At 74.5% G+C, this 12378-nt stretch carries 12 protein-coding genes and 1 pseudogene; 4 read left to right on the forward strand and 9 right to left on the reverse strand.

From position 1 onward, the window contains the following. Positions 1 to 477, forward strand: a pseudogene (locus DT057_RS35730) (DUF882 domain-containing protein); the annotation flags it as partial. 1 nt (position 478) lies between these two features. On the opposite strand, the gene DT057_RS31140 reads toward DT057_RS35730, so the two are convergent. Then, complete coding sequence (locus DT057_RS31140) at positions 479 to 1297, reverse strand: peptidoglycan-binding protein (protein WP_128565931.1); 819 nt, start codon at positions 1295 to 1297, stop codon at positions 479 to 481. 316 nt (positions 1298 to 1613) lie between these two features. Here DT057_RS31140 and DT057_RS31145 point away from each other — a divergent pair, with 316 nt between their 5' ends. Beyond that, a complete protein-coding gene (locus tag DT057_RS31145; RefSeq protein ID WP_128565932.1) occupies positions 1614 to 2246 on the forward strand; it encodes a Crp/Fnr family transcriptional regulator in 633 nt (210 codons plus the stop codon). 31 nt (positions 2247 to 2277) lie between these two features. Here DT057_RS31145 and DT057_RS31150 read toward each other — a convergent pair whose 3' ends face one another. Both DT057_RS31150 and DT057_RS31155 read right to left on the reverse strand, forming a co-directional pair. Beyond that, positions 2278 to 3720: an adenylate/guanylate cyclase domain-containing protein gene (locus tag DT057_RS31150; protein WP_238313596.1), complete on the reverse strand. Its 1443-nt coding sequence runs from the start codon at positions 3718 to 3720 to the stop codon at positions 2278 to 2280. A gap of 101 nt (positions 3721 to 3821) precedes the next feature. Next, the gene (locus tag DT057_RS31155) at positions 3822 to 4907 is read right to left on the reverse strand and encodes a Gfo/Idh/MocA family protein (protein ID WP_128565933.1); all 1086 of its coding nucleotides are present in this window, start codon (positions 4905 to 4907) and stop codon (positions 3822 to 3824) included. 147 nt (positions 4908 to 5054) lie between these two features. Here DT057_RS31155 and DT057_RS31160 point away from each other — a divergent pair, with 147 nt between their 5' ends. Then, complete coding sequence (locus DT057_RS31160; RefSeq protein WP_128565934.1) at positions 5055 to 6053, forward strand: LysR substrate-binding domain-containing protein; 999 nt, start codon at positions 5055 to 5057, stop codon at positions 6051 to 6053. On the opposite strand, the gene DT057_RS31165 is transcribed toward DT057_RS31160, so the two are convergent. The 5 genes from DT057_RS31165 to DT057_RS31185 are packed head-to-tail and all read right to left on the reverse strand — an operon-like array spanning position 5990 to position 11579. Next, positions 5990 to 7000 (reverse strand): dipeptide ABC transporter ATP-binding protein, encoded by a 1011-nt coding sequence (locus tag DT057_RS31165; protein WP_128565935.1) that lies wholly within the window; start codon positions 6998 to 7000, stop codon positions 5990 to 5992. The two genes, DT057_RS31160 and DT057_RS31165, sit on opposite strands and share 64 nt — an antisense overlap. Further along, complete coding sequence (locus tag DT057_RS31170) at positions 6997 to 8046, reverse strand: ABC transporter ATP-binding protein (protein ID WP_128565936.1); 1050 nt, start codon at positions 8044 to 8046, stop codon at positions 6997 to 6999. Before DT057_RS31170 ends, DT057_RS31165 begins: the two co-directional genes overlap by 4 nt. 5 nt (positions 8047 to 8051) lie before the next feature. Beyond that, positions 8052 to 8960, reverse strand: a complete 909-nt coding sequence (locus DT057_RS31175) for an ABC transporter permease subunit (protein WP_128565937.1) — start codon at positions 8958 to 8960, stop codon at positions 8052 to 8054. Further along, positions 8957 to 9967, reverse strand: coding sequence for an ABC transporter permease subunit (locus DT057_RS31180; protein WP_128565938.1), 1011 nt, complete (start codon positions 9965 to 9967; stop codon positions 8957 to 8959). Before DT057_RS31180 ends, DT057_RS31175 begins: the two co-directional genes overlap by 4 nt. A 7-nt stretch (positions 9968 to 9974) precedes the next feature. Beyond that, positions 9975 to 11579, reverse strand: a complete 1605-nt coding sequence (locus tag DT057_RS31185; protein ID WP_128565939.1) for an ABC transporter substrate-binding protein — start codon at positions 11577 to 11579, stop codon at positions 9975 to 9977. 185 nt (positions 11580 to 11764) lie between these two features. Between DT057_RS31185 and DT057_RS31190 the strand changes: the two genes are divergently transcribed. Further along, entirely contained in the window at positions 11765 to 12016 is a 252-nt protein-coding gene (locus DT057_RS31190; RefSeq protein ID WP_128565940.1) for a hypothetical protein, read from the forward strand. Positions 12017 to 12083: 67 nt separating this feature from the next. On the opposite strand, the gene DT057_RS35735 is transcribed toward DT057_RS31190, so the two are convergent. Then, the coding region (locus DT057_RS35735) for a hypothetical protein (RefSeq protein WP_203236425.1) at positions 12084 to 12378 on the reverse strand (295 nt) is incomplete at its 5' end.

Below are 12378 nucleotides of genomic sequence, written 5' to 3' on the forward strand. Positions count from 1 at the left end.
CCCGCGGTCGCCGGAACGGCGGCGCCCGCCGCCCCGGCCCCTCCCGAGACCGTGGCGGCGCCGCTGCCGCCGCGCCGGCCCTCCGAGTTCGCGGCGCTCGCCGAGGTGCTGATCGCCGTGCCGCTGCCGCCGCTCCGGCCGACGCTGGTGCAGGTGGCCTCGGCCGATCCTGCCGCCGTCGGCGCCATGCTGCAGCCCCGTCCGGCCCGTCCCTCCCCGGCGCCCGCCCTCGCGGCGTCCTCCGACCCGAAGGCGCACCTGCGCGCCCTGTTCGCCGCCGCCTCGGACCCGGTGGCCGATCCCGCCGCGCCGGTGCGGCTGTCCCAGACCCGCGCGGCGCGCCGCGACGCGCCCCCGGCCGGCCTCGTGGCCGCCCCGGCCGGCGGGGTGGCGACCCGGTTCCGGGCCGAGGCCGAGGACGGCCCCGGCGCCGGCCGCTTCTCCGGCCCGGCGGTGATGCCGGCGGCGCGGCGCTGAGTCAGGCGGCCGCCAGGACCGTGAGGGCCGCCCAGGTCGCGGCGCCGACGATCCCGTCCGCGGCGAGGCCCGCGCCCGCCTGGAAGTGCTGGACCGCCAGGGCGGTCGCCGGGCCGAAATGCCCGTCGATGGTGAGGCCGTAGCCCCGTGCGGCGAGCTGGTGCTGAAGCGCCGCGACGTCGTCGCCCTTCTCGCCGAGGTGCAGGACCGGCTGCCCGTCGATGGGGCCCGGGACCACGCCCGCGGCCGCCAGGGCCGTGACCACGGCCTTGGCCCGGCCGAGGTAGAAGATCCGGTCGTCGAGGCCGTTCAGGCCGCCGTTGATCACCAGCGTGATTGCGCGGACGTCGTCCCGGTCGGCGAGCTGGTTGAGGCCGACGCCGTTGCGGCTGCGCCGCGTCGTCCAGTAGGCGCAGGCGATGCGCAGCGAGACGGGCGGATCCGCCGCCAGGCCGGGCTGCCCCTCGAGGTCGAGGTGCAGGAGCGTGCCGAAGGCCCGGTAGTTCGCCCGGCCGGTGAGCTGGAGCAGGCCGCGGCCCTTGTAGCGCGGCCCGTCGCCCGGCTGGGTGTTGCCGAGGTCGGCCCGCCCCTCGTAGGCCTCGCCGCTCGCGTACTCGACGGTGGTGCAGAAGCTGTCGGATTCGTGCGCGATCTGCGCCAGGAAATGCGCGATCCGCAGCGGCGTGCTGATCTGCGACTGCTCGAGCGTCGCGGCCAGGACGGCGCCGGCTCCTGCGATGATCGCCTGCTGGGCCTGCCTGCGCGACCCGCTCTGCCGCCGGGCGATCGCCGCGAGTGTCGTTGCGTCCACGGGCAGCATGGCGGTCGGCTCCGGTGAGGGGAAATTGTAGCGTGGTTCCTTCCGGGAGATCAACTGGCGCACGCCCGCGCGACGACGATCCTCGTCTCGCGCGGGAGCGACCTGCCGGCCGATGCACCGGGATCTGGAAAAGAGTTTCTTGACTTGATTGTAGTGACTCTTGGTTGAGGCCGGGGCGGGCTGCCGGGCGGGCTGCGGCCCCGGGCGGCGGGGACCGGCCCTGAGCGGGCGGGCCCGGGCCCTGCCTCCTGGCGCTGGCGGCCCGCGCCCGCTAACCCTGCGGTCCGGCGCGCGGGCGCGAGCACGAGGGGGCGTGATGAACTGGGTGGAAGCGATCGGCTACCTCGGGACCGCTTTGACCATCGCCTCCTCGGCGATGAGCACGATGATCCCGCTGCGGATCGTCTCGATCCTCGCCAGCGTGGCGGTGCTGAGCTACGGCATCCTGACGGCCAGCATGCCGGTCGTCCTCACGGAGGCGATCCAGATCCCGTTCAACGCCTGGCGGCTCTACCAGATGGTCCGCCTCGTGCGCGACGTGGAGAAGGCCGCGGACGGCGACCTCTCCCTCGACTGGCTCAAGCCCTTCGGCACGTCCCGCCGCTTCGCCGCCGGCGAGGTGCTGTTCCGCAAGGGCGATGCGGCGGCCGAGATGTTCTACGTCGAGAGCGGGCGCTTCCGCATCGCGGAGCTCGGCATCGAGATCGGTCCCGGCGCCATCGTGGGCGAGCTCGGCATGCTCTCGCCCGGCAACCTGCGCACCGGCACCCTGGTCTGCGTCGCGCCCGGCATCGCCCTCGGGGTGCCCTACTCGGACGTCAAGCAGCTCTACTACCAGAACCCGGAATTCGGCTTCTACTTCCTGAAGCTGACGAGCGAGCGCCTGTTCCAGAGCGCCCGCCACGCCCCGTCGCCCGCGCCGGCCGCCTCCGGCACCGAGGTGTTGTGACCGGGGCGCGGCCCGCCCGCGGGGGGCCGCCTCACTCGGCGACGTGGACGCGGATCGGCTGGCGCCGGCCGCGCACCTGGAGGGGCATGGCGCGCCCGAAGGGCGGCGCGCCGGCCTCCCGCCGCGCCGCGACGAGGCAGGCCTCGGAGGCGACGATCCGGCCCCCGAGCTCGCGGGTCGCCTCCTGGAGCCGGCTCGCCACGTTGACGACGTCGCCGATCACCGAGAACTCGAGCCGCTGGTCCGCCCCGATGTCGCCGATCACCACGGGCCCGTAATGGACCCCGACCGCGACCCGCACGGGCTCGGCCCCGCGGCCCGCGCGCTTGGCGTTCCAGGCGTCGACCTCGCGCTGGAGGTCGACCGCGCAGGAAAGGGCCCGCGCCGCCCCGTCGCCCCGCTCGTCGAGGCCGCCGAAGGTCGCCATGAAGCCGTCGCCGAGGTACTTGTCGAGGGTGCCGGCGTGCCGGAACACGACCTTGCAGCTGCGCTCGCGAAAACCCCGCAGCAGCGCGAAGCTGCGCTCCGGCGCCAGGCGCTCGCTCAGGGTCGTGAAGCCCACCACGTCGGCGAACAGCACCGCCACCACCCGGGTCCGGGGCGCGCCGAAGCCCGCATGCGCCCGGGCCGCGAGGGCGTCGGCGACGTCGGGGGAGACGTAGCGGGCGAGGTCGGCGCGCACCACCTCGGCCCGCACCTGGGCCAGCATCGTGCCGCGGCTGCGCCCCACCGCGATGGCGAGGAGGGCCGTGAACAGGCCCGCCACGATGATCTGCGTCCACCACTGCGTCAGGCCCACGAAGGCCGGGTCGAGGTAGGTGCGCAGGGACGCCTCGGCGCTGAGCCGGCCCGCCCGGGCCACGTCCGAGAACCGGGTCGTGTCGTCCCGCAGGTAGACCTGCCACACGCCGAGGGACCAGATCGCCATGGTCCACAGCCCGGTCCAGACCACGGCGAACGGCGAGTAGGTGAGCGCGGCCTCGGCGAGGAGGAGCAGCAGGTAGAGGAATTCCTGGCTGCGCAGCCGGGTCTGGACCGGCCAGTCGATGCCGAGCCCCGCCGGCGGCGGCACGATGATGACGCCCGTCACGAGGGCGATGTCGAGGACGATGAAGCCGAGCTTGATCGCCGCGGCGCGCCGGTGGCGGCGCAGGCGGTAGGGGATGAAGCCGAGGACGAAGAACAGCCCGGCGGCCGAGAGGTAGTAGAGGTCGCGCGGCCAGGGCACCAGGAGCAGCAGCCAGAGCGACACGACCGCGATGGCGAGCGCCCGCGCCCGGAACGCGAAGGCGAGCCCCGCGAGCTCCGCCGAGCGGACGTTGGCCGAGAGCCGCCCCCTGGCCCGCAGGGGCAGCCGGCCGGAGAGCCAGTGGCGCAGGCGGGCCGTCCGCAGGGCCGTGCGGGAGGCGAGCCGCGCGGCCGTCCTCCTGGCGGAGGGAGCGGGCCTGGCGGCACTCGAGGCGTGATCGTGCACGATGCGGGCCGCTGCGGCTTCCCCCGGGAGGCCTTGATCGTAGCCGCGAACGGCCGGCCGCGCACGCCCGGGGGCGTTGAACACCCCGTGAGCACGGGGCCTCAGGCCTCGGGCCAGCGCCCCGCCGGCCGGCGGCCGCCGTCCCGGGAGGACGCGAGGAGGTCCTCGACGAGCCGCGTGAGGCGCGCCGCGTGCTCGAAGCCGGCCGTCTCCGACGTCCCGCCGGCGATGTCGTCGCGCAGGGCCGCGTAGATCCCGGCGACGTTGATTGCCGCCTCCGGCAGGCCTGCGGGCCCGGCGGCGTCGAGGGGCTGGACCGCGCCGTCCCGCGTCAGGGTCAGGCGGCCCGACTGGACCCCCCGCGCCGCGCCCCCGTCCAGCCTCAGGATGCCCGCCTCGCCGACGGCCTCCAGGCGGAACGGGGTCTCGGGCGGGCGCCCGCCGGCCACCTCGACCGAGAGCGTGCCGCCGCCCGCGAGGCGGCCCTGCACCAGGAGGTGGTCGAAGGTGGTGCGCGCCGCCCGCTCGCCGCCGACCCGGACCGAGGGGTAGCGGGTCGTCGCGAGCGCGCTCGCGTCACGGAGCGCGCCCGCCACCGCGACGGCGAGGTCGACCGTGTGCGCGCCCTGGATGGTCACGAGGTTCGCCCCGTTCCCGGGCTCCTCGGCGTAGAGCATGCCTGCGGGCACGTCCGGCCCGAACGCCGCGGTGGCGGAGGACACGCTCACGCCGAGCAGGCGCCCGATGGCGCCCGACGCGACCAGCGCGCGTGCGCGCCGCACCGCCGGGTTGCCCCGGAGCTGGAGCCCGATCGCCGCCCGGACCCCCGCCGCCCGCGCCGCCGCCGCCATCTCCTCCGCCTCGGCGGCGTCGCGGCCGAGCGGCCACTCGCAGTAGACGTGCTTGCCCGCCGCGAGCGCCGCCAGCACCAGGGCGCGATGGGCCGGGACCCTGACGGCGACCGTCACGAGGTCGATGTCGGGCGCCCGCACGAGGTCCAGGGCGTCGCCGTAGGCGGCCGCGACGCCGAAGGCCCGGGCCGACGCGTCCGCGGTCTCCCGGCGCGAGGTGGCGATGGCCGCGAGCTCCAGGCCGTCGAGGGCCCGCACCGCCGGGACGTGCGCGTCCCGCGCCCAGCCCCCCTCGGCGCTCGCGCCGATGATCCCGACTCGCAGCGGCTTGGTCATGGAATCCTCCTGGCGACCGGCGCGGGCGCGCCTGCGGCGGCGCTGCGCCGGGACGGGGCGCCGCCCGGTCCCCGAGAGGTGGTTTGACGACCGGCCGGCGATAAGTGAGGCTCTGCTTGCGGCACTCGAAACCACGGGTTGGCAATCATGGACCGCCTCGCCAGCATGGCGGCGTTCGTCAGGGCCGCCGACCTCGGCTCGTTCACGGCGGCGGCCGGGACGCTCGGGATCTCCGCCCAGATGGTGGGCAAGCACGTCGGCTTCCTGGAGGAGCGGCTCGGCGCGCAGCTCCTGCGGCGCACCACCCGGCGGCAGAGCCTCACCGACGTCGGGCGCGCCTACTACGCGCGCGCCCGCGCCGTCCTTTCCGAGGCGGAGGCCGCGGAGGCGCTCGTCCACGACCTGAGCACGACGCCCCGCGGCCGCCTGCGCGTCAACGCGCCGGTCACCTTCGGCGCCTGCCGCCTCGCGCCCCTCGTCACCCGCTACCTCGCGGCCTACCCGGAGGTCGAGGTCGAGCTGACGCTCACCGACCGCTACGTGGACCTGGTGGACGAGGGCTACGACGCCGTGATCCGCCTCGGGCCGCTCAAGGACACCGGCCTCGCGGCCCGCGCGCTCGGCCCCCACCGGCTGGTCGCCTGCGCGGCGCCGGCCTACCTCGCCGCGCACGGCGCGCCCCGCGTCCCCGAGGACCTCGCCGCGCATGCCTGCCTGAGCTACGTGAACTGGTCGGGCCTGCCCTACGCGGAGTGGCGGTTCGCCCGCGACGGCCGCGTCCACGCCGTCGCGGTGCGCAGCCGCTTCCAGGTCAACGACGGGCGCGCCCTCCTCGCCGCGGCGCTCGACGGCCACGGCGTCATCCTCCAGCCGGAGGCGGTCGTGGCCGCCGACCTCGACGCCGGGCGCCTCGTCCCGGTCCTGCCGGGCTACGCGGCGCCGTCGCGGCCCCTGTACCTGCTGTTCCCGGCCCGGCGGCCCCAGACCCCGACGCTCCGGGCCTTCATCGACTGCGTGGTGGAGGCGTTCGGGCGCGAGGCCGCCCGGGACCGCGCCCTCCCGGGACCGCCCCGGCCGGCGCCTCAGGCTGGGGGCGCGCCCGCCCCGGGCGCCGCCGGCGCGCCGCCGCGGAACTCCTCCGCGTAGTGGCAGGCCACCTGCCGCTCGTCGAGGGGACGCAGGGGCGGGCGCTCGGCCCGGCAGCGCTCCGTCGCGTGCGGGCAGCGGGTGGAGAACACGCAGCCCCGCGGCGGGTCGAGGGGCGAGGGCAGCTCGCCCCTGAGCACGACGCGGGCGCGGTTCCGGCCGCCGATGCCGGGCGTCGCCGCCATCAGGGCCTGGGTGTAGGGGTGGAGCGGCCGGGCGAGGACCGCGGCCTTCGGCCCCTGCTCCATGGCGAGGCCGAGATACATCACCAGCACGTCGTGGGCGATGTGCCGGACCACGCCGAGGTCGTGGGAGATGAACAGGTAGGCGAGGCCGAGCTCCGCCTGGAGGTCGGCCAGCAGGTTGAGCACCTGGGCCTGGATCGAGACGTCGAGGGCCGAGACCGGCTCGTCCGCCACCACGAGCTTGGGCGAGAGCATCAGGGCGCGCGCGATGGCGACGCGCTGGCGCTGGCCGCCGGAGAACATGTGCGGGTAGCGGGCGTCGTGCTCCGGCCGCAGGCCCACCCGGGCCATCATCGCCCGGGCCCGGGCCCGGCGCTCGGGGCCGGCGAGGTCGGTGTTGATGGCGAGGGGCTCCTCCAGGATCGTGCCGATGCGCTTGCGCGGGTTGAGCGAGCCGTAGGGGTTCTGGAACACGAGCTGCACCGTGCGGCGCAGGCGGCGGCGCTCGCCGCGGGGCGGCGCCACGGCGTCGATGCCGTCGAGGGTGAGGCCGCCGGCGCTGGGCGGCTCGATCAGCGTCACCATGCGGGCGAGGGTCGACTTGCCGCAGCCCGACTCCCCCACCACCGCGAGCGTCCGCCCCGGCGCGATGGAGAACGAGATGCCGCCCACGGCCTGGAGCCGCGCCGGCGCCCGGAACAGCCCGCGGCGGATCTCGTAGGTCTGGCGCAGATCGCGCGCGACGACGACGGGCGCGCTCACGGGCGTCCCCCGGTGCCGGCCCGGCGTCCCGCGCCGGCCTCGTCCGCCGGGACGGGGTGGTCGTCCCGGATGCGGGCCTCCCGGCCGGGATCGCCGAGGGGGTAGTGGCAGCGGACCTGCCCGCCCTGCCAGGGCCGCAGGTCCGGGCGCACGGTCCGCGACTGCTCCGTGGCGTAGGTGCAGCGGGGCGAGAACAGGCAGCCCTGCGGGCGGTCGTGGAGCCCCGGCACCACGCCCGGGATCGTGGCGAGGCGCCCGCCCTCGCTGCGCTCCGGCAAGGCCGCGAGGAGCGCCGCGGTGTAGGGGTGCTGGGGGCTCGCGAACAGGTCGCCGGCGGCGCGCTCCTCCATGACCTGGCCGGCATACATCACCACCATCCGGCCGGCCGTCTCGGCGACCACCCCCATGTTGTGGGTGATGAGGACGAGCGCCATGCCGCGCTCGCGCTGGAGCGACAGCAGCAGGTCGAGGATCTGGGCCTGGATGGTGACGTCGAGGGCGGTGGTCGGCTCGTCCGCGATGAGGAGCTTGGGGTCGCAGGCGATCGCCATGGCGATCATCACCCGCTGGTTCATGCCCCCCGAGAGCTGGTGGGGGTAGGCCTTGAGCCGGCTCTCCGCCGCCGGGATGCCGACCTGCTCCAGGAGCGCGATCGCTCGCCGGGTCGCGGCCCGGCGGTCGAGGCCGAGGTGCAGCCGCAGGGTCTCGGTGATCTGGAAGCCCACCGTGAAGCAGGGGTTGAGGCTGGTGGTCGGCTCCTGGAAGATCATCGCCACGTCGCGGCCGGTGAGCCGGCGGCGCTCGCGGCCGGCCATGGCCAGGAGGTCGCGGCCCGCGAAGGCGAGGCGGTCGGCCCGGACCCGGCCCGGATAGGCGACGAGGCCCATCAGCGCCAGCATGGCGACGCTCTTGCCCGAGCCCGATTCCCCGACGACGCCCAGCACCTCGCCCTCCTCGAGGGTGAGGCTGACGCCGTCGACGGCCCGCAGCGTCCCGGCCGCGGAGGGGAATTCGACGGAGAGGTTCCGGATCTCGAGGAGCGGCACGGGGCTCAGCGCTTCAGCTTGGGGTCGAGGGCGTCGCGCAGGCCGTCGCCGACGAGGTTGAAGGCCAGCACCGTGACCAGGATGGTGAGCCCCGGGAAGGTCACGACCCACCAGGCGCGGAGCACGAACTCGCGGGCATCGGCCAGCATGGTGCCCCATTCGGGGGACGGCGGCTGCGCGCCGAGGCCGAGGAAGCCGAGGGCCGCCGCGTCGAGGATCGCCGTCGAGACGCCGAGGGAGGCCTGCACGATGAGCGGGGCGGCGCAGTTCGGCAGCACCTCCCGGAGCATCAGCCGGAGCGTCCCCGCCCCGCTGACCCGGGCGGCCGTGACGTAGTCCTTCGCCGTCTCCGAGAGCACGGCCGCCCGGGCGATGCGGACGTAGTGGGGCAGCACCACCACGGCCACCGCCAGCATGGCGTTCATCAGGCCGGGCCCGAGGATCGCCACGATCACGATGGCGAGGAGGAGCGAGGGCAGCGTCAGGACGATGTCCATCAGCCGCATGATGGCGATGCCGACGGCGCCGCCGAAGAAGCCCGCCACGAGCCCGAGCATGGTGCCGACCACGATCGAGAGCGCCACCACGGCGATGCCGATCGAGAGCGACAGCCGGGCCCCGTAGATCAGCCGCGAGAGGATGTCGCGCCCGATCGCGTCCGTGCCGAGCGGGTAGGCGAGCGAGCCGCCCTCCTGCCAGAAGGGGGGCCGCAGGAAGGCGTCGTTGTTCGTGAGGTTCGGCGCGTGCGGGGCGACGAGGTCGGCGAGGGCGGCCATGAGCAGGACCGCCGCGATGACCGCGAGGCCGATCACCGCGCCGCGATTCGCCCGGAACGCGGTCCAGAACTCCCGCAGCGGGTGGGGCGGGGCCGCGGCGGCGGCCGCCGCCGGGACGTCGAGGAGCTCGGCGCTCATCGGGTGTGCCGGATGCGCGGGTTGACGAGGCCGTAGGTCAGGTCGACGGCGAGGTTCACCCCCATCACCACGGCGCCGATCAGCAGGATGCCGCCCTGGAGCACCGGATAGTCGCGCCGGCCGATCGCCTCGATCAGCCACTTGCCGATGCCGGGCCAGGAGAAGATCGTCTCGGTCAGGATCGCGCCCGTGAACAGGACGCCCACCTGGAGGCCGATCACCGTGACGACCGGGATCAGGGCGTTGCGCAGGGCGTGGAGCGCCACCACGCGGAACGCCGGCAGCCCCTTGGCCCGGGCGGTGCGGATGTAGTCCTCGCCCAGGACCTCCAGCATGGCCGAGCGGGTCATGCGGGCGATGACGGCGAGCGGCACCGTGCCGAGCACGATCGCCGGCAGCACGAGGTGCGCGACGGCCGAGCCGAAGGCGCCGGCCTCGTCGGCGAGGAGGCTGTCGATCAGCAGGAAGCCCGTCACCGGCTCGATGAAGTACTGCACGTCGATGCGGCCCGAGACCGGGGTCCAGCCGAGCTTCACCGAGAACAGCAGGATGAGCAGCAGGCCCCACCAGAAGATCGGCATCGAGTAGCCGGTGAGCGAGAGCCCCATGACGCCGTGGTCGAAGATCGAGTTGCGGCGCACCGCCGCCAGGATGCCGGCCGGGAGCCCGAGCGCGAGGGCGAACAGGATGGCGCAGACGCCGAGCTCGACCGTGGCCGGGAACAGGCTGGCGAACTCGCCCGCCACCGGCTCCTGGGTGCTGATCGAGCGGCCGAGATCCCCGTGCGCCAGGCGCTCGAGGTAGATCGCGTACTGCACCAGCACCGGGCGGTCGAAGCCGTACGCGGTGCGGAGCGCCGCGTGCCGGGCCGGGTCGATGCCCCGTTCCCCCGCCATCGTCTCGATCGGGTCGCCGGGCACGAGGCGGATCAGGAAGAACGCCACGAGCGTGATCCCGAGGAAGGTCGGGATCACCAGCGCCGCCCGGGTCAGGAGGAAGCGGAGCATCGGCGGCCTACTTCAGGGTCACCCCGTAGAAGGTGTGGCGGCTGAACGGCGAGATCTTGAAGCCCTCGACCTCCTTGCGCACGGGCTTCAGCTGCACCGCGTGCGCGATGGTGAACCACGGGGCCTGCTCCTTGAACACGACCTGCGCCTGCTCGTAGAGCCTGGTGCGCTCGGCCTTGTCGCTGATGGTCTTGGCCTTCACCACGAGGTCGTCGAAGGTCTTGTCGCACCACTTGGCGGCGTTGCCGCCGCCGGGCGCCGCCGAGGAGCAGCCGAGCAGCGTGTGCAGGAAGTTGTCCGGGTCGCCGTTGTCGCCGGTCCAGCCGAACATGCCGGTCTGGTGCTCGCCGTTCTGGAGGCGCTTGCGGTACTCGCCCCACTCGTAGGTCTTGATCTCGGCCTTGATGCCGACCTTGGCGAGGTCGGCCTGCATCAGCTCGGCGATGCGGCGGGCGTTCGGGTTGTAGGGGCGCTGCACCGGCATCGCCCACAGGTCCGTCTCGAACCCGTTCGGGTGGCCGGCCTCGGCCAGGAGCTTGCGGGCCGCCGCCGGGTCGTAGGGATCGTCCTTGATGGCGTCGTCGTAGGACCAGATCGTCGGCGGGATCGGGTTCTTGGCCGCGATGCCGGTCGAGAGGTAGACGGCGTCGATGATGGCCTTCTTGTTGATGGCCATGTTCATCGCCTTGCGCACGCGCACGTCGTCGAAGGGCTTCTTCTGGGTGTTGTAGGCGAGGTAGCCGATGTTGAGGCCCGGCTGTTCCAGCACCTGGACGTTCGGGTCCTTGCGCATGGCCTCGACGTCGGCCGGGTTCGGGTAGGGCATGACGTGGCACTCGCCCTTCTGGAGCTTCGCCCAGCGCACCGAGGCGTCCGGCGTGATCGCGAACACGAGGTCGTCGAGGGCGGCCTTGCCGCCCCAGTACTGCGGGAAGGCGCGGTAGCGGATCAGCGCGTCCTTCTGGTACTGGAGCAGGTAGAACGGCCCGGTGCCGATCGGCTCCTGGTCGATCTTCTCCGGCGTGCCGGCCTTGAGCATGGCGTCGGCGTACTCCCTGGACTGGATCGCCGCGAACGACATCGCGAGGTCGGAGAGGAACGGCGCCTCGGGCTGGGTCAGGGTGAAGCGGATTGTGTGGTCGTCCACCTTCTCGAGCGAGCGCAGGAGCTTCGGCAGCGCCATGTCGTTGAAGTAGGTGTGGTTGGCGCTGGTGACCCGGAAGAACGGGTGGTCCTCCTTCCACTGGCGCTCGACCGAGAACAGCACGTCGTCGGCGCCGAAGTCCCGCGTCGGCTTGAAGGCGCGGTTCGCGTGCCACTTCACGCCCTTGCGCAGGTGGAACGTGTAGGTCCGGCCGTCGTCGCCGATCTCCCAGCTCTCGGCGAGGTCCGGCACCACGTTGGTGGTGCCGCGCTCGAAGCTCACCAGGTTGCCGTAGATCTGGGCCCCGGCGTCGAAGGACGTGCCGGTGGTGTTGATGGCCGGGTAGAAGTTCTCGGGGCTGCCCTCGGAGCAGAAGACCAGCGTCTTGGCGCCGGCCGGCCCGGCCGCGAGGCTTCCCGCGAGGGCGGTCGCGGCACCGAGGAGGACGGCCAGGGACGCGCGCTTCATGCTCTGCTCTCCATCGTGGGCGGGGCCCCGCGACGGAGAGTTCTGGCGGCTTTCGGCCCTCCTCCGCAAGAGCTATCGCTCCGCGGGCCGGCTGACGGCCAGGGGCTGTCCTCGCGCCGATATCTGTGTATGGTATCGGACAGGAGGGGCGGCCGCGCGGGCGGCCGCGGCCGTGGGGGAGCCTGGTGGACGAGGACGCATCCCCGCCGCGATCGGCCGTCACGGACGCCTGCCGCCGCATCGAGCGGCACCTCGCCGTCATCGACGCGCGCCGGCGCCAGGGCTTGCCGGTGGACGGCGAGGAGGCGGTCCTGCGCGAGATGCGGATCGGACTCGGCCTCGCCTACGCCCAGGAGGCCATCCGGCTCGCCGAGGCGCGCCAAGGCTGGCGGGCGCGGGAGCAAGGCGGGCGAGCGCGGGAGACGGCCCGCGCCTGAGCCTTCGGCCCGGCGAGGGCCCCGGGTGCCCGTCCCGCCGCGGGACGGGGGTGCCCCCCGCTCCCGCTCAGGCGGCGCGCAGCGGCCGCCTCGGAGGCTCGAACACGGTGGCGTAGTGCGTGCGGCACCAGCGCTTGCCCGCGAGGACGCGGCAGCCGCAGACCCGCTTCGTCTCGATCGCCGTCCCGTCGCCGTCGGCCCAGAGCGGAAACAGGCAGTCCATCAAGCCGGCCTTCAGGAACAGCACGCCCTCCCCGCCATCCGCGGCGGCCGGGACCCGGCGCGAGACCGGCATCGGCACGACGCCCGCCGCGGCGCCGGGCCCTGCCGCGACCGGCGCGGCGGTCGCGGCAGGCGCCGCC

This window comes from Methylobacterium crusticola (assembly GCF_003574465.1).
Classification (GTDB): domain Bacteria; phylum Pseudomonadota; class Alphaproteobacteria; order Rhizobiales; family Beijerinckiaceae; genus Methylobacterium; species Methylobacterium crusticola.

Excerpts from the sequence above, each read along its gene's own strand:
- DT057_RS31140 (WP_128565931.1), bottom strand. The coding sequence starts at position 1,297 with ATGCTGCCCGTGGACGCAACGACACTCGCGGCGATCGCCCGGCGGCAG.
- DT057_RS31145 (WP_128565932.1), top strand. The coding sequence starts at position 1,614 with ATGAACTGGGTGGAAGCGATCGGCTACCTCGGGACCGCTTTGACCATC.
- DT057_RS31155 (WP_128565933.1), bottom strand. The coding sequence starts at position 4,907 with ATGACCAAGCCGCTGCGAGTCGGGATCATCGGCGCGAGCGCCGAGGGG.
- DT057_RS31160 (WP_128565934.1), top strand. The coding sequence starts at position 5,055 with ATGGACCGCCTCGCCAGCATGGCGGCGTTCGTCAGGGCCGCCGACCTC.
- DT057_RS31175 (WP_128565937.1), bottom strand. The coding sequence starts at position 8,960 with ATGAGCGCCGAGCTCCTCGACGTCCCGGCGGCGGCCGCCGCCGCGGCC.
- DT057_RS31180 (WP_128565938.1), bottom strand. The coding sequence starts at position 9,967 with ATGCTCCGCTTCCTCCTGACCCGGGCGGCGCTGGTGATCCCGACCTTC.
- DT057_RS31185 (WP_128565939.1), bottom strand. The coding sequence starts at position 11,579 with ATGAAGCGCGCGTCCCTGGCCGTCCTCCTCGGTGCCGCGACCGCCCTC.